Origin of the sequence: Paenibacillus sp. FSL H7-0918 (assembly GCF_038007025.1) — a bacterium.
Taxonomy (GTDB): domain Bacteria; phylum Bacillota; class Bacilli; order Paenibacillales; family Paenibacillaceae; genus Paenibacillus_AQ; species Paenibacillus_AQ odorifer.
Genome location: NZ_JBBOWJ010000002.1, coordinates 956,953 through 982,524 on the forward strand (window position 1 = coordinate 956,953; position 25,572 = coordinate 982,524).

Annotated in this window: 24 protein-coding genes; 7 read left to right on the forward strand and 17 right to left on the reverse strand. The window is 44.1% G+C overall.

The annotated features are described in order from the left end of the window. Positions 1 to 195: 195 nt before the first annotated feature. The gene (locus tag MHI15_RS18270; protein ID WP_038568894.1) at positions 196 to 1,050 is read right to left on the reverse strand and encodes a helix-turn-helix transcriptional regulator; all 855 of its coding nucleotides are present in this window, start codon (positions 1,048 to 1,050) and stop codon (positions 196 to 198) included. Positions 1,051 to 1,134: 84 nt separating this feature from the next. Here MHI15_RS18270 and MHI15_RS18275 point away from each other — a divergent pair, with 84 nt between their 5' ends. Then, positions 1,135 to 3,066, forward strand: a complete 1,932-nt coding sequence (locus MHI15_RS18275; protein WP_341164669.1) for a glycoside hydrolase family 20 zincin-like fold domain-containing protein — start codon at positions 1,135 to 1,137, stop codon at positions 3,064 to 3,066. 53 nt (positions 3,067 to 3,119) lie between these two features. On the opposite strand, the gene MHI15_RS18280 is transcribed toward MHI15_RS18275, so the two are convergent. Further along, positions 3,120 to 3,413 carry a hypothetical protein gene (locus tag MHI15_RS18280; protein WP_341164670.1) on the reverse strand — a complete coding sequence of 98 codons (294 nt, stop codon included), beginning with the start codon at positions 3,411 to 3,413 and terminating at the stop codon, positions 3,120 to 3,122. Between the two features lie 101 nt (positions 3,414 to 3,514). On the opposite strand from MHI15_RS18280, the gene MHI15_RS18285 reads away from it, so the two are divergent. Further along, positions 3,515 to 4,450 carry a hypothetical protein gene (locus tag MHI15_RS18285; protein WP_341164671.1) on the forward strand — a complete coding sequence of 312 codons (936 nt, stop codon included), beginning with the start codon at positions 3,515 to 3,517 and terminating at the stop codon, positions 4,448 to 4,450. 94 nt (positions 4,451 to 4,544) lie between these two features. Next, positions 4,545 to 4,784 (forward strand): NHLP leader peptide family RiPP precursor, encoded by a 240-nt coding sequence (locus MHI15_RS18290; RefSeq protein WP_170914256.1) that lies wholly within the window; start codon positions 4,545 to 4,547, stop codon positions 4,782 to 4,784. Between the two features lie 10 nt (positions 4,785 to 4,794). Here the strand turns inward: MHI15_RS18290 and MHI15_RS18295 are convergent, their stop codons facing one another. After that, a complete protein-coding gene (locus MHI15_RS18295) occupies positions 4,795 to 6,711 on the reverse strand; it encodes a sensor histidine kinase (RefSeq protein ID WP_256717070.1) in 1,917 nt (638 codons plus the stop codon). Between the two features lie 113 nt (positions 6,712 to 6,824). Then, positions 6,825 to 8,723: a sensor histidine kinase gene (locus MHI15_RS18300; RefSeq protein ID WP_076309546.1), complete on the reverse strand. Its 1,899-nt coding sequence runs from the start codon at positions 8,721 to 8,723 to the stop codon at positions 6,825 to 6,827. Between the two features lie 257 nt (positions 8,724 to 8,980). On the opposite strand from MHI15_RS18300, the gene MHI15_RS18305 reads away from it, so the two are divergent. After that, positions 8,981 to 9,385: a hypothetical protein gene (locus tag MHI15_RS18305; protein ID WP_051490926.1), complete on the forward strand. Its 405-nt coding sequence runs from the start codon at positions 8,981 to 8,983 to the stop codon at positions 9,383 to 9,385. A gap of 86 nt (positions 9,386 to 9,471) precedes the next feature. Here MHI15_RS18305 and MHI15_RS18310 read toward each other — a convergent pair whose 3' ends face one another. Beyond that, positions 9,472 to 10,698 carry an MFS transporter gene (locus MHI15_RS18310; RefSeq protein WP_076194175.1) on the reverse strand — a complete coding sequence of 409 codons (1,227 nt, stop codon included), beginning with the start codon at positions 10,696 to 10,698 and terminating at the stop codon, positions 9,472 to 9,474. 210 nt (positions 10,699 to 10,908) lie between these two features. Here MHI15_RS18310 and MHI15_RS18315 point away from each other — a divergent pair, with 210 nt between their 5' ends. Beyond that, positions 10,909 to 11,568: a peptidylprolyl isomerase gene (locus MHI15_RS18315; protein ID WP_339191122.1), complete on the forward strand. Its 660-nt coding sequence runs from the start codon at positions 10,909 to 10,911 to the stop codon at positions 11,566 to 11,568. Between the two features lie 135 nt (positions 11,569 to 11,703). On the opposite strand, the gene MHI15_RS18320 is transcribed toward MHI15_RS18315, so the two are convergent. From MHI15_RS18320 to MHI15_RS18330, 3 genes are all read right to left on the reverse strand, one after another. Further along, entirely contained in the window at positions 11,704 to 12,810 is a 1,107-nt protein-coding gene (locus tag MHI15_RS18320) for a Glu/Leu/Phe/Val family dehydrogenase (RefSeq protein ID WP_076129277.1), read from the reverse strand. 232 nt (positions 12,811 to 13,042) lie between these two features. Further along, the gene (locus MHI15_RS18325) at positions 13,043 to 13,975 is read right to left on the reverse strand and encodes a manganese-dependent inorganic pyrophosphatase (RefSeq protein WP_076129278.1); all 933 of its coding nucleotides are present in this window, start codon (positions 13,973 to 13,975) and stop codon (positions 13,043 to 13,045) included. A 99-nt stretch (positions 13,976 to 14,074) separates the two neighbouring features. Beyond that, entirely contained in the window at positions 14,075 to 14,881 is an 807-nt protein-coding gene (locus tag MHI15_RS18330) for an AAC(3) family N-acetyltransferase (RefSeq protein ID WP_076129279.1), read from the reverse strand. A gap of 179 nt (positions 14,882 to 15,060) precedes the next feature. On the opposite strand from MHI15_RS18330, the gene MHI15_RS18335 reads away from it, so the two are divergent. Next, entirely contained in the window at positions 15,061 to 16,038 is a 978-nt protein-coding gene (locus MHI15_RS18335) for a ring-cleaving dioxygenase (protein ID WP_076194173.1), read from the forward strand. 59 nt (positions 16,039 to 16,097) lie between these two features. Here MHI15_RS18335 and MHI15_RS18340 read toward each other — a convergent pair whose 3' ends face one another. Next, positions 16,098 to 16,799, reverse strand: coding sequence for a YjjG family noncanonical pyrimidine nucleotidase (locus MHI15_RS18340; protein WP_076194170.1), 702 nt, complete (start codon positions 16,797 to 16,799; stop codon positions 16,098 to 16,100). A gap of 168 nt (positions 16,800 to 16,967) precedes the next feature. On the opposite strand from MHI15_RS18340, the gene MHI15_RS18345 reads away from it, so the two are divergent. Further along, a complete protein-coding gene (locus tag MHI15_RS18345) occupies positions 16,968 to 17,903 on the forward strand; it encodes an MraY family glycosyltransferase (protein WP_076129282.1) in 936 nt (311 codons plus the stop codon). Positions 17,904 to 17,953: 50 nt separating this feature from the next. Here MHI15_RS18345 and MHI15_RS18350 read toward each other — a convergent pair whose 3' ends face one another. From MHI15_RS18350 to qoxD, 8 genes are all read right to left on the reverse strand, one after another. Further along, on the reverse strand, positions 17,954 to 18,175 hold the full coding sequence (locus MHI15_RS18350; RefSeq protein WP_341164672.1) for a hypothetical protein: 222 nt from the start codon (positions 18,173 to 18,175) through the stop codon (positions 17,954 to 17,956). A 564-nt stretch (positions 18,176 to 18,739) separates the two neighbouring features. Continuing rightward, positions 18,740 to 18,910 (reverse strand): hypothetical protein, encoded by a 171-nt coding sequence (locus tag MHI15_RS18355; RefSeq protein ID WP_341164673.1) that lies wholly within the window; start codon positions 18,908 to 18,910, stop codon positions 18,740 to 18,742. Positions 18,911 to 19,150: 240 nt separating this feature from the next. After that, complete coding sequence (locus MHI15_RS18360) at positions 19,151 to 19,672, reverse strand: mismatch-specific DNA-glycosylase (protein WP_076129577.1); 522 nt, start codon at positions 19,670 to 19,672, stop codon at positions 19,151 to 19,153. 39 nt (positions 19,673 to 19,711) lie between these two features. After that, positions 19,712 to 20,266: an RNA 2'-phosphotransferase gene (locus tag MHI15_RS18365; RefSeq protein WP_076194165.1), complete on the reverse strand. Its 555-nt coding sequence runs from the start codon at positions 20,264 to 20,266 to the stop codon at positions 19,712 to 19,714. A 355-nt stretch (positions 20,267 to 20,621) separates the two neighbouring features. Beyond that, complete coding sequence (locus tag MHI15_RS18370) at positions 20,622 to 22,664, reverse strand: hypothetical protein (protein ID WP_143762782.1); 2,043 nt, start codon at positions 22,662 to 22,664, stop codon at positions 20,622 to 20,624. Beyond that, the gene (locus tag MHI15_RS18375; protein ID WP_076194159.1) at positions 22,618 to 23,520 is read right to left on the reverse strand and encodes an ABC transporter ATP-binding protein; all 903 of its coding nucleotides are present in this window, start codon (positions 23,518 to 23,520) and stop codon (positions 22,618 to 22,620) included. Before MHI15_RS18375 ends, MHI15_RS18370 begins: the two co-directional genes overlap by 47 nt. Then, positions 23,513 to 23,902, reverse strand: coding sequence for a GntR family transcriptional regulator (locus MHI15_RS18380; protein ID WP_036680827.1), 390 nt, complete (start codon positions 23,900 to 23,902; stop codon positions 23,513 to 23,515). Before MHI15_RS18380 ends, MHI15_RS18375 begins: the two co-directional genes overlap by 8 nt. A 1,379-nt stretch (positions 23,903 to 25,281) precedes the next feature. After that, the gene (qoxD, locus tag MHI15_RS18385) at positions 25,282 to 25,572 is read right to left on the reverse strand and encodes a cytochrome aa3 quinol oxidase subunit IV (protein WP_036680878.1); all 291 of its coding nucleotides are present in this window, start codon (positions 25,570 to 25,572) and stop codon (positions 25,282 to 25,284) included.

Below are 25,572 nucleotides of genomic sequence, written 5' to 3' on the forward strand. Positions count from 1 at the left end.
AAAAATAGTTACAAAAAATTTATTATTTTTTTAGTAGGTTTTATCACTAAAATTTGGAATTTTATCCACTATAGTTAATAAGAACTAACGTATTTATGTAATATTAATCCATAATTTTCAACATATCTTATAAAACGACAACAATTATACAAATTATAACAATTGCTGTTGGGACTCTAGTAGGATGATGTCGATTTAAATGTTATTCCGGCAAAGCTGGGGTGCGATCCCCATATATTTTTTAAATAAACGAGAAAAATAGAACGGATCATTATAATGAAGCATACTAGAAATTTCCTTAATTTGTAATGATGTGTTGAAAAGCAACTTTTTGGCTTCCGCCATTTTTAGACGGTGAATATATTCATGAAGCGGGTATCCACTGCTGCGCCGAACAAGACGACGAAGCGTAGACATCGAAACATGATGTTTTGCCGCTATTTGTTCTAGGTCCATTTCACCATAAATGCATAAGTTCAGGTCTTCCCGAATCTGACGCATATAATCAGCCTGAGAATTCCAACTTTTTTCTTCTATTATAAAAGAACACTCCAGCAGCATTCTTTCGAGCAATAATGCTGCCCGATCCGCATCTACAGGTTCTCCGCTCTCCATCCGTTCCAGCACTTCTTCAAATAAGGTAGTAAGACCTACTATAGATTGGGCTTGAAAAACATTTCCCCCGGCTATGAGGCCCGATTCCAGCCATTCGGATACACGCGTGCCATTAAAGTTAATATAATACTCATCCCAGCTGCCTCCCGGTGGTGGACCAAAGTTATAACTGTAACCTGGGCGGAAAAAGTATAAGCTGCCTTCACGCACCTGCTGCTCTTTTCCCCCAATCTCCATGTAGGAGCCACTACCTGACACTATGTAAACAATGGCCCAGTGCTCAAAAACTACACCTGAACGGAATAACGTTCTTCCTGGCAGATGTCCTGCCTGTCCCACCCTTATATTCTTGAGCTTCAGCTTGGAGGATTCAACCTTGGGATCAATAATTCTTATTGGATATGGACTGATCATATAATCCATGTGCTTGGACATTATAGGCATTCCTCCCCTTGTTTAGTAGTGATAAGGTTATTGTGAAGATGATCATATTCTACATGAATAAGAGGTGTCCACGCTATGCTTAATCATTCTACACTACTGCTTTTCCCTAATCCGCGTGAAATCACATTGTCACAAGGCTCCTTCCATTTCCCAACAAGCGGAAGCATCGTGCTTCCTAATATGGAAGAACAATCTGCCATGCCAGCTGCACGAAAACTACAGGAAGTAATTGCACAAGCATTGAATCTGCAGCTGACTTTATCCATTGGCTTACGTCCAACCGTTGTATCTGTCTGTAACTTTAACTATGTGCCATTATTGTCTGCACAGGCCTATGAGATTGTTGTCGAACAGAAGGGTATCGTTGTCTCCTATAGCTCTCCTGTAGGCGCTTTCTACGCAGCAGCAACCCTGAAACAAATCATAGAACAAAGTGGAAAATCTATACCTCAGCTGCATATTCGCGATGAACCTGATTTTGGAGCCAGAGGCCTGCTCATAGATATCAGCCGCAATAAAATCCCGAAGCAAGAAACCTTGTACCGGATCATTGACCTTATGGCTGATTTGAAGATGAATGAACTTCAGCTATATATAGAAGGTGCTCCGTTCGCTTATGAATCCTTCCCTCAAGTCTGGGAGCTTGAAACCCCAATTACCGGAGAGGAAATCCTGCTTCTGGATGCCTATTGCAAAGCACGTTATATAGAGCTTGTTCCCAATCAGAACAGCTTTGGGCATATGGAGGGCTGGCTCTCTCGTCCAGAATTCAACGCTTTAGCTGAAATTCCCGAAGGCTTTATGCTTCCGAAGAATTTGTATGCGCCGGACGTTTATCCAGAAGGCTTATTTATGCACCCTGGTACTTTTGATACCGAAGATCCTGCTGTACTACCTCTGCTAGACAAAATGTTTGACGATCTGCTGCCTTACTTTAGCTCCAATCAATTTAATGTAGGCTGCGATGAGACCTATGAACTCGGTCTTGGTAAAAATAAAGCTCTGGCAGAAACTCAAGGCAAAGGTCAACTCTATTTATCATTCCTGCAAAAGATTTATGAATTGGTTACAAAACGTGGCAAAACGATGCAATTCTGGGGCGATATCATTATCCAGCATCCCGAACTGATTCCTCAGCTTCCTAAGGATATTATTGCTATGGAATGGGGTTATAGCGCGGAGCATCCCTTCGAGTCCGATACGCTCAAATTCCGTGAAGCAGGTATTCCTTTTTATGTCTGCCCAGGCACCAGCTCATGGAACTCCATTACAGGACGCACGGACAATATGTTAGCCAATCTGCGCAGTGCAGCTATTCATGGCAAAAACAACGGCGCTATCGGTTATCTCATTACCGATTGGGGAGATTTTGGACACTGGCAGCATCTGCCGGTCAGCTATGCCGGCTTCGCCTACGGCGCAGCCCTATCCTGGAGTGTAGATCATAATCTGGAAGCAGATACTGCACAGTATTTAAATAGATTTATTTTTGCAGATCGTTCTGAGGGAATTGGCCAGCTGCTCCTGGATCTCGGCAATTACTATCAGCTTGAATCCAGTATCAACCGTTCGAATGATGCAGAAATGTCCCTGCTGCTGCGTACCCATCTGGACAATTTCCTAATCATAGAGAAGCTTACTGAGGAACACTTCAATCATCTCGAAGAATATCTGCTCTCCATTGAGGCGCGGCTATCGGGGCTAGATCTTCAATGCGAGGATGCTGCTCTTGTGCTGAAAGAATTGAGTAATGGCATCCATTTCGTGAAGCATGCTGTGCAGCTTGGCAGAATCAAGCTACAGTTGACATCAGCACCAGATTCGCTTGATCCTGCGCTGATTACGAAGCAAATCAATGATCTTGATATACTCCTTCACCAATATCGTCTCTTGTGGACGGAACGCAACCGGCTCGGCGGCTTGGAGCAAAGTATCTCGAAACTTCAACGCCTGCGTAGTCAATATGAAGCATTAAAATCAGAGCTCTCCGCATCCGTAAGTTCCTAATCCCTCTTATTAAGATTCTCTATATAGCTGCTGTTGGGTAATCGAACGTTGAACTAACGTTTTCGGTTCGCCCAGCGCAGCTCTTCATATTGATTCTCAAGCATCTCCCGCTCACGTTGCTCGTGTTGTTCCCTGCCAATTCCCTCCTGCTTGCTTTCCTCATCCTCATAGATTCGCCATAGGTCAGAGAACAGATAGTCTTTGATTTCTACCACTTTTCCCTGCAGGATTCCGTTTATCCAAAAAAGTCCTGTGGAGGTACGCATAACCATGCGGCCATCCGGTGTTTCCGCCTTTTGACCCATTCGAATCGCCATAAGCATTTGGCCGAAAGTATACCATTCCATATTTGCTAATACCTCCTAAATTTTAGTTGTAATGGAATAAAGAGAAAGCTATAATCAGGGCAAAAGAACCATTTTCGTAAAAATTTTATAGGAGGGTTGTTATGGATTGGCTAAATGACTACGAAGATGAACTACGCTTGGTATTCCAAGAAAGCAGACGGATTATTTCCGAATTTCCAGAACCTCTAAATCAACAAGGTATGTCCTATCTTGAGCATTTTAACGTATTTAACGCTGAAAGCCACAAAAACTACATATGTTATCTTTTACCCTTTTGGCTGCAGAAGGGATGCGGAATCTCTGCAGAGGTTACTCGCCAGATGTCGATGGGCAACGTCTTTTTTATGTTGTATTTCTTCATACAGGATGACCTGATGGACAGCCAAGAATCCTCCGCATACGAAAAATTGCCCTTGGCAAATTTGCTTTATGTCGAATTTTTAAATATCTACCGGATACTATTTCCGGAGCCATCCGCTTTCTGGATCTTATTTAATCGTTATATCATGGAGTGGGCAGATAGTGTTAGCAACGAAAATACCAGTGACTATTTTCTTAATGATCGGGTCAAAATTGCCTATAAAGCCAGTCCGCTCAAGCTATCCAGCACTGCTGCCCTTCTGATGTCTGGAAAGAGTGATTTAGTGCCGCAAGCTGAAGAGCTTATCCATTCGGTTTTGCTTACACTGCAAATGCTGGATGACTATGAGGACTGGAAAGAAGATTTATCCGCGGGCAACTATAATTGTCTTCTCTCCCTAACTCGCAAACATCTGCCAAACAGCAGTGCAGCTAAACTCACTACGCAAGAGGTCGAATTTTATCTATTCACTGCAAATGGTCTACATACCTATACGCAATTAGCACACGACACACATAACAAAGTTACAGCTTCCGACCTTGATACCCCTCATCTTATCGCGTTCCATTCCATGCTAGTAAGTAACTTACAGCAGATCTCTGATTCCATCGAAGCGGACAAGCAGCTCTTGCTAAACGGAGGATTATATCATTGGTTGTCAAAAAATGTCCATTAATTCTATTATTTTGTAATAAAAAGAATAGTATTAGTAGTTTTGCTATGTTATATTATTAAAGGTAAATATATACAATTTGGGAAGGGTGATTATTATGTCAGAAGCAATTCTTAGAAATCAAGTCATTCAAAAGGCATGGGAAGATCCAAGTTTCAAGAAAAGACTACTCTCAGACCCAAAAGCGGCTCTCCAAGAAGCACTAGGCGTAATTATTCCCGACAGCGTTACCTTGAAAGCCGTTGAAGAAGGCTCCAACGAATTCTATCTTGTAATTCCACCAAGTCCTACTTCCGATGTATTGAAGGCAACCGCAGCACCACGCGGTTCGTGGTAAGACAACAAGATTAACCCCCTAAGGAGTGAGAATCATCCGGAGCTTCTGCCAATGGCAGTATGGTGATGGATTCGGTTCCCACTCCTTTTTTGCTTGTAAATTTCACTTTACCTTGCATAGCTTCGATGATACGGAAAGTGACCATTAATCCAAGACCAGTCCCTTTATTCTTTTTAGTGAAATAAGGCTCTCCCAATCGGTGCAGGACATCCGCGTCCATCCCTTCCCCGTTGTCTTTGATATGAATGATTACGTTCTCCTCTTCCGCATACACCGACATATAGATAAACCCTTCGTCACGGAAAGATTCAATGCTATTTTTGATAATGTTGATGAAGGCTTGCTTAAACTTTGAGGAATTCCCCTTCACCCATAATTCGCCCGATACATCGAGAATCATTTTTCCTCCATTTAAATGACAAAGCGGCTGCATAATACTCTCAATATGCTTAAATTCATTATACAAATTCAGACTGGAAATCGTCTCAAATTCCGGTTTTGCGAAGGTTAAGAAATCCGTAATGATCCCGGAAGCACGATCCAGCTCACTAAGGGCCATCGACATAAATATTTCCTCTTCACCAACGGATTTCTCGCTAAGCAGCTGAAGGAACCCCCTAGTTACCTGGAGTGGATTCCGCACTTCATGAGCAACAGATGCAGCAAGCTCGCTAATAATTTCCATTTTTTCTGAACGCTGCAATTCGTTGTTAAAACGCTCTAATTCTTTAGAATAGTTAACAACCTGTTGATGGCTATAGGCTAGTCTTCGCTCCAGAATTACGATCAAGGAGATTATGAAGGCAACAATGCCCCACTTCCACAAGAATAAATCATAGTTCCCCTTATGAATGTAATACCACAGTAACTCTGACACTACAGTAAATGCAGCCGTTCCAAAGCCAATGGCAAAAATGATAGCGTCCCTATTCCCTTTAAGCGAAAATATAATCACACATACGATCAGCAAGATGAACTGAAGGATGAGGATGAACCCGATAATAGTGGTAGATACAAAATAATAAAACTCAATATAGCTATTATTCGATAGAAAATTGATCAAAAGACATAGCAAACAAAATGAGGAGTAAATGACTTGAAATTGACGAAAACGACGGACGATCGCATATTTTCCACTGCCAAATATTTTTTCAAATAAAAGAGTAAGCGCCGGTAAAAGTGAGAATAAAGCCAAATCAAGAAATACATTACTAATCGCGCCTAAATCGCTGTAAAAGGTATAAATAAAAGGAGAATAGGTTATCGAGAGAATTCCGGTTGAACCTATTACAACGGCTAGTGAAGCCACACTGGAAAAATAGTCCCTATTAATGTAGAGAGAGCTTATAAATAGAACGATAGCCACAAGAAAAAAAGCACAGCCCAAAATCACATCGCTGAGTCCATTTTTAATATAATCATTGATTAACAGGTTGTGTTCACCGATCACTACTTCATTTTTAATTCCGATTCTATCCTGCAGCGTTTCAGTCCAAATGTATAATGTTTTCCCACTATCGCTTTGACTCAAAGGCAACAACAAAGAATAGTTATCCTTAATATAATTACGATCTTCCTCGAAGATCAAACGGTCGTTCACATACACCTTCACATGAAGAGCATATAAAGTATCAATGTAGATTGAAGGGGAGATATAACTAAAGTTAGGTATGGAAATACGAGTCCAAGAAGTGGATACGCCTGATGGCAGATGTGGGATTTCCTTCGTAGCATTCACATTTATCCAATACTGCTGGTCATTATTCTGTGGAACCTCTATGCCGCTGTTTTCGGTTCCATCACCCCATCTCATCTGCCAACTGGTAATTTCTTGGGATGGATATGGGGTCGCTGCTGATACAACAATTGAACTATATCCTATCAGAAGGAGAGTAAGGGCTATTGCTATATGTAGGACTTTAATCATCAAGCGCATATATGCACCTCAGAAATAAGTATCAGAAACAATATTCTGTCTGTACTACTTCGCTCAGCCCCTCGCTCTTTCCTTCTAAAAAACGGAATTATCATAAATTACTTCTAAATTCTTCTAAGTTCTGGTATTTTTACTATAATTTCAGTCCCTTCCCCTTTCTCACTGCGAAACTCAGTGCATCCCTCCATCGCCTCAATAATCCGAAAGGTTACCATCAGTCCAAGCCCCGTTCCTTTGGTCTTATTGGAGTAATAAGGTTCCCCTAACCGAGCCAGCTCATTCCGGTTCATCCCTTCCCCATTATCATGAACACTGATTATTATATGTTTTCCAGCCTTCCAGGCTGTGACTTTAATCAGCCCATTGTCCTTTAAAGCTTCGATGCTATTTTTGAGAATGTTGATAAACGCTTGCTTGAACTTGGCAGATGATCCAGTAACGTAAAGTCCTGGCTGCAGATTAAGTTCAATGACGCCCCCTTGCAGATTCGCTAACGGAGAAAGAATACCCGTCACATGCCTCAACTCTTCAGACACATCAAGCTGCTCTACGGTTTCAAGTCCTGGTTTAGCGAAGGTTAGGAAGTCTGTAATAATGAGCGTAGCTCGATCCAGTTCTGTCACTGCCATTTGCAGATATTCCCGCTCCTTTTGATCTGAACGCTCCCCAAGAATCTGCAGAAACCCCCGGGTAACCTGCAATGGATTCCGTACTTCATGGGCAACCGAAGCTGCCAGCTCACTAATAATCTCCATCTTCTCCGAGCGCTGCAAATCATTATTGAACTTCTCAAGCTGATGGGAATATTCAATAAGCTGTTCATGGTTTCGAGTAAACCTTCTTCCCAGAATGACGATTAAGGCAATTACGAAAATCACCATTCCCCATTTCCACCAATATAATTGATAGGATTGCCCCGATGCATAGAACATGACCAGTTCACTAAGAGACATGAAAGCAAATATTGAGAACCCTGAAGTAAAAATAACAGCATCTACATTGCCACGGTTCGCGTGTATAAACGCTAAGCTGATCAAAAGTATAATTTGTACAATCATAAGGATACCTAGCACACTCGTAGTCATCAATCTATAAAAGTCATCTACCTGATAGGACAAAAGAATATTAATAACCATTAGGGAAAAACAAAATACAGAATAGACAATTTGAAACTTACGGAATCGTGTAACGATTCTCTTTTTCCCTGGACCAAATATTTTCTCAAAATAAAATGTAAAGGATGGCAAAAGCGTATATAAAGCTACATCAAAGAAAACAAGTACGATCTCTCCATAATCGCCGAGGATTGTCGGCAGGAACGATGAATACGTTACCACTAAGACGCCAATGGATAAAATAATCAGCACCAATAGATATCCGCCTGAAAAATAGCCTTTTCTCATGAATAGCGAGCAGATCAGCAGTACAATCGCAATAAAAATAAGCGTCGTTCCAATGATCAGATCCATTAAGCCCTGCTTTACATAAACAGATAACAGCTCATCGTATTGGCCTACTCTTATTTCGCCGTGAATCCCTAAGTCTTTGCTGCCACCATGGGTCCATAAATATAGCTGTTGTCCTCCAACACTTTTGGACAGAGGAATGAAAACCTTACTGCCATTGAAATTAAAATCTTTTCCGGAATCATATATTAATTCGTTATTTAAATAAGCCTTAACATTATTTCCATATACTTTATCTATGAATAACGCAGATTTATCACTAATTTGTGGTAAAGTAAACCGCAGCCAGGCTGAGGTTGCTCCACTTGGAGTCTCTGGGCTTTTCCCATGAGGCATAACACGAGTCCATTCTTCATCAAGAGCTGCCACAGCTTCTTCAATATGATCTATTTCTATACGTTCAAATTTAATCTCCCAATTGGGCAGCGTAGAGTCTGATGATTCAGCACTCACTATCGCCGTACCAAAAGGAACCATAGCGGTCAGCAGTAGAATTAATAAAAAAGCAGCCGCTATATTGAGCTTTGGCAACTTCATCGTAGCACCTCAGTAATTCATTAGTTGTTTAAACGTTCATATATGCTTCTTAATTTCGACAAGCTTCGCACTATCCCTGCCTATTCTTGTAAATTTTCTCGAAAAAGAACGTTTTTCATCAGCTTTTGCTTTCACCCATTTTTTACTAATCCAATATAGACATACCCATTTATTGGATCAGCGATTCGATCATGGTCAAACGGGTAAAGATAAACATAGGAAGTTCAAATTTTATCATAAAAAAGGAGTGAACGGCTATGGATAGTTCACCAAATAAAACTGAAGCTGACTTTGAATATGAACGTTATATACAAGCTGATATGGATGAAGAGGATATTGTTGATGATGACGCAGATCCTGTCTTGGTTGGCGATAAATACTTGGCAGCAGATATTGGTTTAAACTCACCTAAGGATGTAATCGAAAGAGATGAGCTGGTGGAATCCGATGCATATCTAGCCGCTGAAACCGCAGGATTAACCCTAGATGATACGGATTATACTAAGGATGAGGAACTCTTGGAGATGGAAGAAGAAGATCAGCCGCTGGAGGATGTTCCAGATGCGGACGATGTATATCCAAATTCCATTATTGACCCTGCCTCCCCGCCAGTGGATGTTATGCCGGGAACAGACGTTTTGAACGGTTCGCAGGGAGAATAGCAGCTTAATATGAATAAAGCCGCCGGGCTGTGAGCCCGGCGGCTTTATGTTATTTCTAAATAACGACATGCTCATTGAGGTAGCAGTTAGCCCTGCATCGTTGTTGGCTGTTCTGCGGGACGAGCAGCGGCGATTTGTGCTTCCAGCTTGCGGGTCTTAACCAATATCGCTGCTACCAGCAGCATCACTCCATTGATTACAAACACCCAACGAATTGGAATAAACGCGCCCAATAAGCCGCCGATAATCGGTCCAGCCATCGTCGCAAGCTGAGATGCCGCCTGATTCAGGCCAAAGGCCCGTCCACGGAATCCCGGCTCAATTACTTGTACAATCATGGCATTGACTGACGGCAGCACACCTGCATAGAACAAGCCGTATGCAAAGCGAAGGATAGCGAACTCTACATAGCCCGAAACAAAAAACTGTAGAATATTACCGATCCCGCCCCCGATCAGACCAATAAATAAGATCATCCCAAAGCCTTTTCGGCTGCCGAGTCTGCCCCACTGCGGAGCCATCAGCACCGTAGCAATCCCCACAGCAGAGAATACGATTCCCGAGCTTAGCGAGGCACTATTTTTGGAGATCCCCATGTCCAGTAGATAAATTGGGATTAACGGTTCCAGAATCATAACGGAGAAGGTACTGATTCCCGCCAGCGAGAGCAAAGTAATAAAAGCTCGGTTACTTCTCGCTTCCCTGATATCATCACTTACATGTGACCTTGGAGCCGAACGGTCGAAGTTCTCCTCTTTTGCAAAAAAAGTAGCAATGAGCGCTGAGATAAGTACAATACCCGCTGAGAATAAAAAAGCAATCCGGTTGCTGGTATAATAGCTCACTACACCGCCAATTAATGGTCCAATAATACTACCTGTCGCTCCGGCTGTAGACATAATACTTAAAGCGTACCCCGTCTTATGCTCAGGTGTATTGGTGGCTACCATTGCAATAGCTGCTGGAACAAAACCGGCAAGCAGTCCTTGCAGCACACGCACAATCAAAAAAACATAAGGATCATGTACAAAATAATTAATAAGGTATAAAGCTGCCAGACTAAAACCCGAGCGAATAAGCATCGGTTTCCGACCATACTTGTCGGCTAGCGAACCCCAATAGGGAGAGATTAAAGCGCTGGCAAGAAAGGTTATTCCAAAACTAACCCCTGACCAAATCTCCAAATGATTTGAAACCCCAAGTTCGTCGCTCAAAAAAATGGAAAGGAAGGGAATCGAGATCGAATAAGCTGTACTACAAAAGAAAACCCCTACCCAAAGCACGATCAAATTCCGCTTCCACGAAAAGAGCATCCTATGCACATCCTTTCTCGATGTTCTCTTTGGAAACATCCTACCATTGTAAACTTCTTTTTAAGATGTGCCAATCCCAGAAGTCATAACTGACCTTTGCATGTAATAGGACAAAGGAGGTATTATGGGAAGTACCTACGAGATTATTCAATAAAAAGGAGAGATTATTTAGTGAAGTCTACACGAACAAAATCCGCTATTCTTCTGATCATGTTATGCCTGGTCATGGTTATTGCGGCAGGTTGCGGTAACAAGCCAAACAATAACAATGCAAGCAGTAATAATGGAAGCAGCGGATCAGCACCTGGGGAAGGTGCAGCCCCAGCTGAAGGCGTTCCTTCAGCTACGGCAAGTCATCCCTTAGTAACCATTGAAATGGAAGACGGGGATATCATCCAAGCTGAGCTATACCCTGAGGTTGCCCCTAACACCGTAAACAATTTCATCTCACTTATTCAAAAAGGATTTTATGATAACACTATATTCCATAGAGTAATTCCTAACTTCATGATTCAAGGCGGCGACCCTGATGGTACAGGTATGGGAGGCCCGGGTTACAGTATCGCCGGAGAATTCTCTGGCAACGGGTTCACCAATAACCTTCTGCATACAGAAGGTGTTCTATCCATGGCAAGATCACAGGCTCCTGACTCTGCCGGTTCCCAGTTCTTTATTATGGATGCAGCTTACCCTAGTCTAGATGGAAGCTACGCCGCTTTTGGTAAAGTAACTGAAGGTATCGAAGCTGTAAAAAGAATTGTGAGCCTGCCTCGTGACGGTTCTGATCGTCCAGATGAGCCACCAGTCATGAAAAAGGTGACGGTCGACACCTTCGGCGTCACTTACCCAGAACCGCAAAAGGTTCAGTAATTAGGAATAAGCAGAAACCACGTTACCGTCCTCGAAAGAGAATAAACGTTTCTTGTAGAAATAAAAGAACATAAAAAACTCGGCAGTCCCTCCGAAGTTGTAATCGGATGGAAATTGCCGAGTTTTTTTTACAGCTTATCCCCGCAGCGATCTTCTGCTAAGTGCATGTTGACCATTACGCAGGAAGGTGCTGCGGCTATTTCTTAATAGCGCTATCCGGTCCTCTGCAAGCTGGTTCGCGGCGGCATAAGTAGGTATTCCGTTCAAACGGGAAATTTCCATTACGCGGGTAATATTGTCGTAAATCTTCGCCACCTGCTTAAAGGCACGTTCCTTATTATAGCCGTTCAGCTCGTCCGCAATATTAATGACGCCACCTGCATTAATCACGTAATCTGGAGCATATACAATCCCCATCTCATGAAGTGCATCACCATGCGAGGAATCCTTCAGCTGATTATTAGCAGCTCCTGCAATCACTTTCGCCTTGATTACCCGTAAGGATTCATCGTTAATTGTCGCTCCAAGAGCGCAAGGAGCATAAATATCACAATCTACACTGATGATATCGCCTGGATCTACAGCCTTGGCGCCATAGGCCTCTACTGCACGTTGAACGGCTGGTTTATGGATGTCCGTTACGATAAGCTGTGCTCCTTCTTCATGAAGATGTTTGCACAGTGTAAAGGCCACGTTCCCCACGCCTTGAACAGCTACTGTCTTCCCTTCAAGCGAATCACTGCCAAAGGCGGCTTTAGCGGCTGCCTTCATTCCTTGGTAAACACCGTAAGCCGTTGCTGGTGACGGATTGCCCGAAGAACCGTACGTAGGTGAGGTGCCAGTAACATAATCTGTCTCTTGATAAATAATGTTCATGTCCTCTTCCGTAGTCCCTACATCTTCAGCAGTTATGTACCGTCCATTTAAACCTTGTATGTATCTTCCGAAAGCACGGAACATGGCTTCATTTTTATCCTTCTTGGGATCTCCAATGATTACTGTTTTCCCACCACCCAAATTCAGGCCGGATACTGCATTTTTATAGGTCATCCCTTTTGCTAATCGAAGCGCATCAACAATAGCTTCCTCTTCCGTAGCATAGGTCCACATCCGTGTTCCACCCAGTGCTGGTCCTAGTGTCGTGTCATGAATCGCGATGATCGCCTTTAATCCCGATGCCTTATCCTGACAAAATAATAATTCCTCGTAGTCGTCCCGTTCCAATGCTGCAAACAATTCCATTTCCAATATCCCCTATCCCTTTGTCATATTCCTCATGCTGGTTCAAAGTTCATGCAATTGGAAGAGGATCAGTTGGATCCCCTCCCAAAATATTGTAGCAGAATACGCCGTAAAACAAAAAGAACTCATGTCACCATCTTAACTACTGATGGGGCATGAGCTCTTTTTATCCAATCTACTCTCATAGACAGGATTTCTATTGTACAAAATACAACGCAACTGTCAAAATGCTTTACAGTTTAGCAATCGTCTCTGTAAGTACCGGTACGATTTGTGATTTACGGGATACTACACCTTTAAGAAGGGCTTTATTGTCATCAAGCTTCACGTTGTACGCCTGTTCTACTGCACCTGCAACACGGCCCAGAGCCAGACCCACCGAATCGTTGTTGAGGATATCTGTAACTACGAACAGGAACAGATCCAATTCTTTTTCAGCAATAATGGAAGTCAGTGCAGTTTCTAGTTCAGCCTGCTTGGAGAGTACATCATTAACGTCGACCGCGTTCACTTGGGCGATTTCTACTTTGTATTCACCCATTTTGAATTCCTTAGCATCCAAGGAGATCAGTTGAGCGATACTCTTGTCGCTAAGGTCAGCACCAGCCTTCAGCATATCAAGGCCGTAGCTTTCTGCATTTACACCAGCGATTTCAGCCAATTCGCGTGCTGCAGCTACATCTTCAGCGGTGCAGGTTGGAGATTTAAACAGCAAGGAATCAGAAATGATTGCAGACAACATCAATCCGGCGATGTCTTTAGGGATAGCTACACCGTTTTCTTTATACATTTTGTTAAGAATAGTAGCAGTACAGCCTACTGGCTCAGCACGGTAGTATAACGGATGTGCAGTCTCAAAATTAGCGATCCGGTGATGGTCGATAACTTCAATTACACGCACTCGATCAATGTCATTCGCACTTTGTTGGCGTTCATTATGGTCAACAAGAATAACCTGATTAGCTTCTCCAGCTACGTTCTCTACCAGACGAGGAGCCTCTACTCCGAAATGATCAAGCGCAAATTGCGTTTCACCACTAACGTCTCCCAGACGAACTGGCTCAGCATCCCAGCCTAATTCTTTTTTGAGTGCTGCATAAGCAATTGCCGAACAAATAGTATCCGTGTCCGGATTTTTGTGTCCAAAGACCAATGTTTTTTCCATTTCCAATCTCCTTACTATGTTTTAGTGAGATTAATATACCATACATTGATAGCGGCTTCCAGATTGTGCGTGCTGAAAAAATGGTTTAGCCTCTCCCACCTACGGTTGTTCACGTCTGGTCTTTGGAAGCGGATCTGGTTTGGACTCACCATGCAGCGGTTCATTATCGGAGAAAAGATCAGGATTCTCTTTTAGCATCAGGCTTAAAATATCCGTCGTTTCTACTGTTCCACACACTCTAACTAGTGCATCCCCGAAGTTCCCCTTACGCATGGCACCGCCTTCCTCAAGCTCGCGTTCCACTTTCCAAAAATGCTCCGACCAAGAGAGACCACAATGTCTGCGAGAAGGCACCATGATTTCATCGCCACCCGGCGTCACCGTATATAATTCCTCATGACTATCCGTCATTCTGCCCGGAATATCCACCCACTCTTCAATACCGTGAATGAACGTATTCCGCCGCAGATCGACGCCTAGCAGTACTATTTCCGCCTTCCGATCAAGCAGCTTGCCCCACACTGAACCACGGGCGCATGGCGTATCCCAACGTTCATCCCCTGCAGTAAACGCCTCAGCATCAACACCCAAAGCCGCTACAGAGTGAGTCGGATGCCAAGAGCGGACAACACCTGGACGTTTTCTGAACAGCTCCGGTAATATCCCTACACAAGATGGGGAATCTTGAACAAAGAAGCGCGGATTATCCGCATTAATATAAGCCCATGTATGCGTTGGCAAAACAAGCAGCCCATCCTTCATATATTCACTGAGTGCATCCAGCACCGTGTTCGCGCCTCCTTCTACTTCGCCAACACTTTTTAACGAGGAATGAACTAGAATGGTCCCCCGTGGATCAATCCCTAACTCCTGTAATTGTTTCATCAAGCTTGTTGTTGTGTGCACTATACTCTCTCCTTATGTATGAATTAAATTTCATGAAACATTAATATCCACTTGCAAAAGTTTCTTATTACTATTAAAATTATAGTAACTTAATAATATTCACCAAAGATTCTATCGATATATTAAAAATAAATTAAAATAATCCACAAACCCAAAGCATTTACACGGAGGTAACTACCATGAGTTCAACGTTAAAAGGACTTCACCATGTCTCAGCTATTACAGGCAAAGCACAGGAGAACTTTAAGTTCTATACAGAGGTACTCGGACTGCGTCTCATTAAAAAAACAGTAAATCAGGATGATATTTCAGTGTACCATTTATTCTATGGAGATGAGAAGGGGAATCCCGGAACCGAATTAACCTTTTTCGAGCTTCCGATGGCAGGCCGCAACCGAGAGGGCAATAACAGCATCTCCGCGCTCTCCCTTCGAGTGCCAAGCGATGCCGCACTTACCTACTGGGAGCAACGCTTCACCGAGCTTAACGTGGAGCATGGGACGATACAGGAACTTGGTGGACGCCAGACTTTATCCTTCCGCGATCACGAGAGCCAACGTTTCATTCTCGTATCCGACGAAAATGATAACGGTGTTGCCGGCGGTACTCCTTGGGCTAAAAGCCCAGTACCTGCCCAATATGGCATTGTAGGCTTAGGACCGGCACATCTCACAGTAGAAAGTGCAGAACATACAGCGGTAGTGCTGGAGCAGTTGCTCGGCTTCCGCCGTATAGGAACCTACCCTTCAACAGTTGCCGGCCAGCCAGATGTGCTCGTATTCGAGACTGGTGAAGGCGGATCAGGTGCTGAGGTTCATCTGGAGGAACGCAATGATCTGGAGCAAGAGCATTTGGGACGTGGCGGGGTACATCACGTCGCATTCCGCGTAGATAATGAAGACGAATTGAAGCAATGGATCGAACACATCCGCCAGGCACAGCTTCCTAATTCCGGTTTCGTCGACCGCTTCTACTTCCGTTCCCTCTATTTCCGCGAGCCTAACGGCATCCTTTTTGAGTTGGCTACAGACGGACCAGGCTTTGCTACAGATGAGCCTATGGAAAGTTTAGGTGAATCCCTTGCGCTGCCGCCATTTCTGGAATCGAAACGCCAGCAAATCGAGGCGTATCTGAAGCCGCTGGATACTCGGCAATAAACCTCTTCAGGTTACTAAATAAAAGGTGTGAGCCGCTTATGCGCTCACACCTTATTTTTTTATTGAAGGTTAGTAGCTTTCCCTACAATATCTAGTAGCTCCGACAGGTTTCGGATTTCGTATTTTGGCTGAACGCCGGACTCATTAATCTTACCTAGCGGGTTAAACCAGCAGGTATCAATCCCATAATTAATTCCGCCTTGAATATCAGAGGTTAAGGAGTCACCCACAATCAATACTTTTTCCTTATCTTCAATCCCCAATTTGGCAAAAGCATAATCAAAAATCCCCGTCTCTGGCTTCTGACATCCTGCCTCCTCTGAGATAATGATCTGCTCAAATGTATCACTCAGCAGCGAGCCTTGGATTCTGGAAGTTTGCACATCCTTGATTCCATTCGTGATAATCGCCAGGCGGCAATCTGCAAGCTCTCCGCATAGCTCGATTGCTCCCTGCATCAGAAAGGTTCCTTCGCCTAAGAAACGTAGATAGGCCTCACTGAATGTTTCAGGATCAAGCTCAAGCGCATGTGCAGCAAACAACCGATTGAACCGCTCTACCCGCAGCGCCGCAGATGAAATCCTTCCTTGTTCTAGATCCCTCCACAATGCGTGGTTAATCTCTTGATAACTGGCAGCATAATCTGCTGCACCTGTGGGCATCCCAAAGTGTAGAAAGGCATTAGACAACGCGTGACTTTCTGCCATTCCATAATCAAACAACGTATCGTCGGCATCAAATAAAATAACATCGTATTTCATAAATATCCCCCAAAGGCTTTTCTCAACAAGGTACTACAGCGTTGCTGGCAAGTCAACTTCACACCCCTCACGACAAAATTTTACTTTTTTAAGGTAGATTTAATCGATCTGTGGTATTTTAAAAAGAAAACGGTGGTGAGCGTCATTTTATACGTTTTATCATTTCTAATGTCATTTCTTATCGTCTACTTTCTAATTCCGCCGCTCGGCAAGCTTGCTTTTCGGCTTGATTTTGTGGACAAGCCTCGGCAGGACGTTGAGCGTAAAATTCATAGAGAGCCCATTCCGCTAACGGCCAGCTACGCCATATTCATCGGATTTTTTATCACTTATCTGGTGTTCGCGCGTGATTTCTCCATGGAGACTGTCGCATTATTTGTAGGTGGCGTACTGTTGCTGACCATAGGCACGGTGGATGATTGGTACAAAACGAAAGGCAAAGATTTCCCAGCTCTGCCCAAGTTAATTGTACAAGTTAGCGCAGCGATCCTGGTTTATGTTTCTGGCAATGCCTTTACCGGATTCTACAATCCATTCTCAGGCGATTATATCGTTTTGCCTGTCATTCTATCGTTTCTGCTGACGATTATCTGGATCTTCGGTGTAACCACAGTTATTAATTTCTCGGATGGCATGGACGGTCTGGCTGGTGCCTTGACGGCCATTTCGGCGATTACGTTATTTGTTGTCGCACTGGCAAAGGGGCAATCCTCATCTGCCATTATGGCTATTTCACTGATTGGCGTTACGCTTGCTTATCTGCGCTACAATAAGCCGCCCGCCAAAATCTTTATGGGCGACGCCGGGGCAACCTTTCTCGGCTTCATCCTAGCGGTAATTGCACTCGACGGAGCGTTCAAGCAAGCCACCGTCCTGTCGCTGTTCATTCCGATTCTGGCGCTGGGCGTACCGATCTTCGACAACATTTTTGTCGTAGTCAAACGTTTCATCCAAGGCAAGTCCATTTATCAAGCCGATGCCACCCAGGCTCATTACCGCCTGCTTCGGGCAGGCCTGAACCAGAAGCAGGTCGTTGCCGTGCTTTGCCTGATTAGTGTTTGCCTATCCTTATCCTCTATCATTCTGCTGCTGATTGAGACCTAATGTATTAGGGACTAAGGGCATGTCTCATATACTGAGACTGCCCTTTGAAGTTATAAAAGGAGCAAGATTCCGATATGGAATCTGGCTCCTTTTGTGTTTGAGGGTAGCGAGAGATAGCTAAGATGCGAGAGTTTGCCAGAGCTTGCGGGATCTGCGGGATCTGCGGGATCTGCGGGATCTGCGGGATCTGCGGGATCTGCGGGATCTGCGGGATCTGCGGGATCTGCGGGATCTGCGGGATCTGCGGGATCTACGGATTTACGTAGATCCATGGCCAATTCTCCAGCTTTTACTCTTACGGACTCAGGCGCCGTTATTCGTGGATTTTCGGCCATTCAGTGGTGTTTTCGGACTCCAGAGACGCTATCTACTCAAAATGGACTCATAATCAGTCAATTTCCACCCAATAGCTGCATCGGAGTCCGATAGCGCACAAATTAGAGTGATTTGTTACTTTTAGCGACTCCTGTGTCCTTTAGCTACATTTGCAGCGTTACTGCTCAGTCTTTCTAACCTACACTCTGCTGCTAGGGGGAAGAGTTACGATCTACGGGGTCTGCGGGATCTACAGAGATCTACAGAGATCCACAGAGATCTACAGCGAACTCTCCAGCCTTTATCCTTACGGACTCAGGCGCCGTTATTCGTGGATTTTCGGCCATTTAGTCGTGTTTTCGGACTCCAGAGACGCTATCTACTCGAAATTGACTCATAATCAGTCAATTTCCACCCAATAGCTGCATTGGTGTCCGATAGCGCACAAATTAGAGTGACTTGTTACTTTTAGCGACTCCTGTGTCCTTTAGCTCCATTTGCAGCGTTACTGCTCAGTCTTTCTATCCTACATTCTGCCGCTGGTTAAAACAGTTGCAATCTACGGGATCTGCGGGATCTGCGGGATCTGCAGGATCTGCGGGATCTGCGGGATCTGCGGGATCTGCAGGATCTGCGGGATCTGCGGGATCTGCGGGATCTACAGATATCCACAGAGATCCACAGCGATCCACAGTGATTCATAGCGAACTCTCCAGCCTTTATCCTTACGGACTCAGGCGCCGTTATTTGTGGATTTTCGGCCATTCATTGGTGTTTTCGGACTCCAAAGACACTATCACACCAAATCGGACGCATTTTCAGTCTATTTCCACCCAATAGCTGCATCGGAGTCCGATAGCGCACAAATAAGAGTGAATTGTTACTTTTAGCGACTCCTGTGTCCTTTAGCACCCTAACTCCAAATACATCAATCACCCATCGTTCTCTTGCGTAAACTCGGCTAATCTGCGATAAATCCCAACGATCTCTTCCATCGGCATTCTAACTAATCCGCTAGAAGAGGGTGCAACAAATTCACGAACGCCATCTACCTTTGGAGGCACGTCCCCTTGAAATCCCCAGTTAGCTTTTGTTCTGCGGCTAAACTCTGTATACACACCCTTACCTACAAAACAGGCGACTTGAGGCCGATATTTCTCCAGCTTGGAGCGAAGCATTTCCCGACCCTCCTGGTATTCTTCACGAGTAATATCGTCGATTCCCCGTGTGGGACGGGCAACAATATTTGTAAACCCATAGCCCAGCTTAAGCAAGTCCCCATCCTCAGACGCATCATACAACCGGGGAGTAAGTCCAGACTGATGTAATATTCTCCAGAAATTATTCCGCGGATTCGCGTAATGATGTCCTACCTCGCCAGAACGGATACTAGGATTGAACCCAATAAATACAATCTGTAATCCGTGATCTAAGTGATCTGGAATTTCATCCATGTTATTATGCCTCCTAACCAAACGTCGATCTAGTTCAACTTACGGGGTATACACCTTAAGACAGGACGGCGGTATATGACCTGCCAACCATACCTTATTACCCGCATTATAAAAGGTTACACCCATTTGACCCGCTCTAATCGTATCAACGGTTAACAATATCAATTTCCCTCTGCGACTTCCGGCTAAACTGGCAAAATGAGTCCCCTCAGACAAATGAACATACTGCCGTCCCATCGATTGGAGCCCCTCCTCCAAAATCACAGAAAGCACACCAGAATGAGTTCCGTGAAAAAGTATAGCAGGCGGAGTCCCCGGCTCATAAGTGATTTTTGTGTGGCTATGCCCGTACCGGGCTTTGATCCGGTCATCAACGATTTCCAATCGTTGCTTGTCGCAACCTGCAACCACTTGCCGAATATCTCCCACAGTCACCTCTGACCATCTAGGAGTGCTTACAATAACAAACAGTAAATCATCCAACCTACAGGAACCATCCTCTGGATCCAAAATAAGACCATATTGCTCCGGGGTATGCCGAAGCAGCTTAGTCATAAATTTACTTAACGACACTTCCGCTGTATTGCTTAACATTATATTTACACCTCAATTTTTCCTATTTATATTATTCTACAGTAAAGGATCTCTTCGAAGCAGATTCCAGAGGCATTACAGCAATCACACATCCATGTATTACCTCTTACTATACAAAAAAGACCATGGACTCTATCGTCCATGGTCGGGCTTCACCTAAATACAAAACTCCTTACCAGTTAATACAGCGATGTTATTTTACCGGAAATGAATATACTGGTTCAGAGGCTGACCTGAAAGTTCCATTTCATCCTTATCGTATCTCCAAAAGCATAATCCAACTATCCAGTTTATGTAAACCAGTAGTCTTTTAACTGTAATCTTTTACTTACCTTATTCTAAACTAATTCTTAACTTATTTCAGCAATGCCTTCAATTCAGGCGTCATATCCGATTCTTTTAACATTACGAAATCGCTATAACCCTCTTTGTACATCAACTTCACAATGTAGTTGCCATTCTCAACACCATAATGGAAATGATGGTCCAAAATATCTGTTAATAATGTCTTATCCTTCGTAACAGCCGTACGATTCTTTTCGCGTGCAAGCGCTACTCTTTGTTCAGGACTAGTAGGGTTCTTAGGTGTTTGCTCGTCCATATAATCATCTTTTATAATCTCTGCCGATTGGATATCTTCAGCTGTTATTTGTATTTTATCGGCATAACCTTTTTCATTCATCCACTTTTCAAGCTCATGGAAAGAAGATTTCCATGGATAATTATAACCATAACTTGAAGAAACTTGATTGCTGTCCTCTTTTGCCTTTACCTCTGTTTGGATATTAGCCACATCAGGTATTCCATCCTTATCTATCTGTACTTCGTAGGACATATTCGAAATTTCGCGTTTGATAATCTCCTTTAGCTCTGAAATTTCCCCGGGATCAGAAATGGCTACTTTTTTATTCCTGTTAGTAACCCACATAAAATCCAGGTCTTTGTCTAAGAGAGCTAAATTATACTTTTCATACTTGTAAGCTTCGGTATCCTTAACCGCCTTGAGCTCTGATTCAAACCCCTTATTAGGGATCCAGTATTCCCTCACTAGCTTGTGACCATTCTCCAATTGATAAGCCAGAGTAAAATATTCATAAACGTATTGTTGTGAGGTAAGTTCTGGACGTACCGCAACTACCGCTTGATGGAGTTTACGGACAGCTTCTATATAATCTTTATCATCGGAAAAAGGGTTCTGCCCCATGTAGGCTGTAGTGTACAAATCATCCGTTGGGGCATACAACCGGTAGTTAGCTCCCATATATACACCGCTAATCTTATCACCGGAAGGCACTCTAGCTTCATACCCCGTAACACTTGATACCGGGATATACAGAAGTAACCCTATCATTACCGCATAAACTGCAAACTCAGCTACCATTTTACGCGTCATAATCTGCCATGTTTTCCGAACAATCATTTCTGCGGCAACATAACCAATAATGGCTCCGATGGCATATCCACCAATCACCCAGCCCATTTGCTGTTGCTTCATTTGCGCAAAATAATTACCGGCAATAAGCATGGCACATAACATAACCCCTGCTTTAAACAGTGGGTTGAAATATCCAAAGGCAATAGCCTGACCCGCTTTTTCCGTATTACGTTTACGGTATAACAGGTACGACAACCCGATAAATAGAAGTGCCAATACCCCATAAATCCATAATTCTGTATTGGTGAAGGGTTTGCCGGTAAAATAATACACGATATGAACAAAAGGAGACCATATCTGCGAAATAGAATCACGCAAGTTAGAGTTTGCATTTGCATATCCATAAAGATACATAGCTAAATGGCTGTGGATTAATGAGATCAGTACAGCAGGAAGAATAAGCAAAATATAAATGATAATTCCCTGAAGAATAGATTGGCCCGTACATATTCCCACAAAAACACTAAAGCAAAAGAGGAACAAAGTCAGAATACTAACTGTAATACACCATTGCCAAATATCTGCGCCTTGAAAAATATAAAAATTACCACTCCACGGCTTAACAACGGCAACCACCCCAGCAGTTAACCAAACAGGCAGCAATAGTAAGGTAAGTCCACTCGTCAGATGAGCTGTAAATATATGCTCTCTGCGTAAAGGCAGGCTATGCCAAAGATCTGCGGGTGATTTCGCCTGAAGGTATCGGAATAAGAATAGTCCTGCGGCAACTGGGATCGTAATGATAAACAAGGCTTGCACACTACCAGCTATGCGAAATAAATGATCAACTTCCTGCGGTTTTGCATCCGGATTGCTGCTCATGAAGAGCTGTAATGGAAGTGCAAATAATAAGCCGAGTGCATATATAATCCCTATCCAGCCATGCTGGCGGAAGTTCTGGCGAAAAATACTGCTATTAAAGTAGTAATGGCTGCGCATCATATCCGACATCCCCCATTTCATAAATAAAGATCTCTTCTAACGTTAATGGAAGCAAATCGAATACGTATGGCTCGTACACCTGAAAAGCCGCTTTGATCCGTTCACGATCCCCTTTTACAATATATAGGTTCACACTTCCCCGGCGCTCTTGATGCAGAACTTGTAGCTTGGCAGCTAACGGAATCTCATGCCGTTCATCCCGAAACGCCACTTGAATCTTATGTGTATCCGCCTTAAGATCATCCAGATCCTTCTCAATCAACATCTTCCCACCATGCATAATCCCGACATGATCGCACAGATCTTCAATCTCACGAAGGTTATGGGAAGATATGATTACCGTCAGCTCGCGTTCAGCAACCTCCTGAAATAGCAGGTTTTTGATCTGACGCCGCATCACCGGATCTAATCCGTCAATCGGTTCATCCATAATCAGCACATCCGGCATACAGCTTAAACATAACCAGAATGACGCTTGCCGCTGCATCCCTTTGGAGAAACGACTGAGCTTGCGCTTTTTATCGAGCTGAAATACGGTTCCCAAATCTTCAAAACGCTTCTGATTCCAGCTCGGATAAATCGAGCGATAGAATGCCGCCATTTGCAGCATGGTGGATTGTGGGAAAAAGTAAGGAGCATCCGGCATAAAAATAACCCGTTGCTTAGTCGTCGTGTGTTCGAAAACCGCTTCACCATCCACCCGCACGGTCCCCTTATCTGGAGAGTAGATGCCCGCCAATGTTTTGAGCAGCGTTGTTTTGCCCGCGCCATTAGAGCCGAGCAGCCCATAAATTGTTCCTTTATGTACCGTTAAAGAGATATCGTCGACTGCCTTCTCGCCTTGAAATAACTTGCTGACTCCCCGAATCTCAATCATCACTCTTCCCTCCTTCTCTTTGCTTCTCCACTTGTTGGTACAAAGAACTAATCTCAGCTGCGGTGAACCCAAGGTATACCGCCTCCGCCATCAGCCTCAGCAACTCGTTCCGGACTTCCGCTTTTTTGATCGCATTTTGTTCTTTTTTCATCGGGGCTACAAAACTTCCTTTCCCCTGTAATGAATAGATATACCCCTCACGTTCCAATTCACGGTAAGCCTTCTGAATCGTATTGGGATTCACGGTTAGCTGCTGGGATAACGTCCTTACAGAAGGTAGCTGTTCATCCGTCTGCAAAATACCATGCAGAATCATCTCCTTGACCTTATCGGTCAGCTGCTCATAAATCGGCTTCCGACTACGAACGTCCAGTTCGAACATAACCTTCCTCCTTCCACTATCTTGCATTAAATCCATTATGATGTGTACTAACTGTACTACTATTATTAATACAGTTTTATTTATATGTCAACAAAAACATCCCCAAGATTTTCCTTCGGGATTTATCTATTCCTTGCTATTAATCAAAATTACGTCCGATCGCGCCGAGCCAATCTCGTCCACAGTAGTTTTAGGACCCTGATGACGCTGATTCCTGCTTTTAAGCTCACCTGAGTCCGATTGCGCCGATCCAACCTCACCCCCGTGGCTTTCGGACTCAGATGACGCTATTCGTACATTATCCGCCTTTTGAGCGAAGTTTCGGACTCCAGTGCAGCTATTGCCCAAAAAGACGCTCATTTCGGGCGCTTTTTACACCAATAGCGACTTTGGAGTCCGTTACAACTCCAAAAGCCGCTGATTTCCGCTTATAAGGTCATCTGAGTCCGATCGCGCCGAGCCTCCTCATCCCCCGTAGCTTTCGGACTCAGATGCCACTATTCGCACATTTTTCGCCTATTGAGCGGACTCCACTGCAGCTATAGTCTAGAGAGACGCTCTTTTGGGGCGTTTTTCATGCCAATAGCGACTTTGGGGTCCGTTACCATTCCAAATGTCGCTGATTCCAGCTTTTAAGCTCACCTGAGTCCGATCGCGCCGAGCCCCCTTATCCCCGCTAGCTTTCGGACCCAGATGCCACTATTCGCACATTTTTCGCCTATTGAGCGAAGTTCCGGACTCCACTGCAGCTATAGTCTAGAGAGACGCTCTTTTGGGCGTTTTTCATGCCAATAGCGGCTTTGGGGTCCGTTACAACTCCAAATGACGCTGTTTCCCGCTTTTAAGATCATCTGAGTCCGATCGCGCCAAGCCGACCTTGTCTCACGGGGCTTTCGGACTCAAACGCTGCTGTTTCCTGCTTTTAAGCTCATCTGAGTCCGATCGTGCCGAGCCATCCTCATCCCCCGTAGCTTTCGGACTCAGATACCGCTATTCGTACATTATCCGCCTTTTGGGCGAAGTTTCGGACTCCAGTGCAGCTATTGCCTAGAAAGGCGCTCATTTTGGGCGTTTTTCACACCAATAGCGGCTTTGGGTTCCGTTACCACTCCAAACGCCGCTGTTTCCCGCTTTTAAGGTCATCTGAGTCCGACAGCGCCGTGCCATCCTCATCCCCCGTAGCTTTCGGACCCAGATGACGCTATTCGCACATTTTTCGCCTATTGAGCGAAGTTCCGGACTCCAGTGCGGCTATTGCCTAAAAAGACGCACATTTCCGGGCATCCGCTACAATAAACCTCCTAAATAAACGCAAAAAAAGAGACGCCCCTAAGCCATTTTGGCTTTAGAGACGTCCCTTTGAGTATTAGTGACTGTAATTAAGCATACCAGCCCCATACGAAGATGAAGAGCGTACCGAATATCGTAACTAGACCAACGAATAAGGCATAGGCGATATTGATGTAAAGTTCTTTCTTGGTATCTGCTGATTCACCAATATGCATGAACAGGAAGAGCTGCAAGGAAGCCTGAATGAGGGCTGTAACAAGCAGGATAGCCATGTTCGCAGTGTTGGATAGATCAAGGTAGATTACAGCAAGTGCAGCCACAGAAAGGACAAGAGAGGCTAAGAAACCCATCACATGGCGAATTGGAAACAATTGCTTCAT

Excerpts from the sequence above, each read along its gene's own strand:
- MHI15_RS18350 (WP_341164672.1), bottom strand. The coding sequence starts at position 18,175 with ATGGATCTACGTAAATCCGTAGATCCCGCAGATCCCGCAGATCCCGCA.
- MHI15_RS18315 (WP_339191122.1), top strand. The coding sequence starts at position 10,909 with ATGTTATGCCTGGTCATGGTTATTGCGGCAGGTTGCGGTAACAAGCCA.
- MHI15_RS18325 (WP_076129278.1), bottom strand. The coding sequence starts at position 13,975 with ATGGAAAAAACATTGGTCTTTGGACACAAAAATCCGGACACGGATACT.
- MHI15_RS18320 (WP_076129277.1), bottom strand. The coding sequence starts at position 12,810 with ATGGAATTGTTTGCAGCATTGGAACGGGACGACTACGAGGAATTATTA.
- MHI15_RS18300 (WP_076309546.1), bottom strand. The coding sequence starts at position 8,723 with ATGAAGTTGCCAAAGCTCAATATAGCGGCTGCTTTTTTATTAATTCTA.
- MHI15_RS18360 (WP_076129577.1), bottom strand. The coding sequence starts at position 19,672 with ATGGATGAAATTCCAGATCACTTAGATCACGGATTACAGATTGTATTT.
- MHI15_RS18290 (WP_170914256.1), top strand. The coding sequence starts at position 4,545 with ATGTCAGAAGCAATTCTTAGAAATCAAGTCATTCAAAAGGCATGGGAA.
- MHI15_RS18270 (WP_038568894.1), bottom strand. The coding sequence starts at position 1,050 with ATGTCCAAGCACATGGATTATATGATCAGTCCATATCCAATAAGAATT.
- MHI15_RS18280 (WP_341164670.1), bottom strand. The coding sequence starts at position 3,413 with ATGGAATGGTATACTTTCGGCCAAATGCTTATGGCGATTCGAATGGGT.
- MHI15_RS18285 (WP_341164671.1), top strand. The coding sequence starts at position 3,515 with ATGGATTGGCTAAATGACTACGAAGATGAACTACGCTTGGTATTCCAA.
- MHI15_RS18295 (WP_256717070.1), bottom strand. The coding sequence starts at position 6,711 with ATGATTAAAGTCCTACATATAGCAATAGCCCTTACTCTCCTTCTGATA.
- MHI15_RS18370 (WP_143762782.1), bottom strand. The coding sequence starts at position 22,664 with ATGAAATGGGGGATGTCGGATATGATGCGCAGCCATTACTACTTTAAT.
- qoxD (WP_036680878.1), bottom strand. The coding sequence starts at position 25,572 with ATGAAGCAATTGTTTCCAATTCGCCATGTGATGGGTTTCTTAGCCTCT.
- MHI15_RS18380 (WP_036680827.1), bottom strand. The coding sequence starts at position 23,902 with ATGTTCGAACTGGACGTTCGTAGTCGGAAGCCGATTTATGAGCAGCTG.
- MHI15_RS18310 (WP_076194175.1), bottom strand. The coding sequence starts at position 10,698 with ATGCTCTTTTCGTGGAAGCGGAATTTGATCGTGCTTTGGGTAGGGGTT.
- MHI15_RS18305 (WP_051490926.1), top strand. The coding sequence starts at position 8,981 with ATGGATAGTTCACCAAATAAAACTGAAGCTGACTTTGAATATGAACGT.
- MHI15_RS18340 (WP_076194170.1), bottom strand. The coding sequence starts at position 16,799 with ATGAAATACGATGTTATTTTATTTGATGCCGACGATACGTTGTTTGAT.
- MHI15_RS18335 (WP_076194173.1), top strand. The coding sequence starts at position 15,061 with ATGAGTTCAACGTTAAAAGGACTTCACCATGTCTCAGCTATTACAGGC.
- MHI15_RS18365 (WP_076194165.1), bottom strand. The coding sequence starts at position 20,266 with ATGTTAAGCAATACAGCGGAAGTGTCGTTAAGTAAATTTATGACTAAG.
- MHI15_RS18275 (WP_341164669.1), top strand. The coding sequence starts at position 1,135 with ATGCTTAATCATTCTACACTACTGCTTTTCCCTAATCCGCGTGAAATC.
- MHI15_RS18345 (WP_076129282.1), top strand. The coding sequence starts at position 16,968 with ATGTCATTTCTTATCGTCTACTTTCTAATTCCGCCGCTCGGCAAGCTT.
- MHI15_RS18375 (WP_076194159.1), bottom strand. The coding sequence starts at position 23,520 with ATGATTGAGATTCGGGGAGTCAGCAAGTTATTTCAAGGCGAGAAGGCA.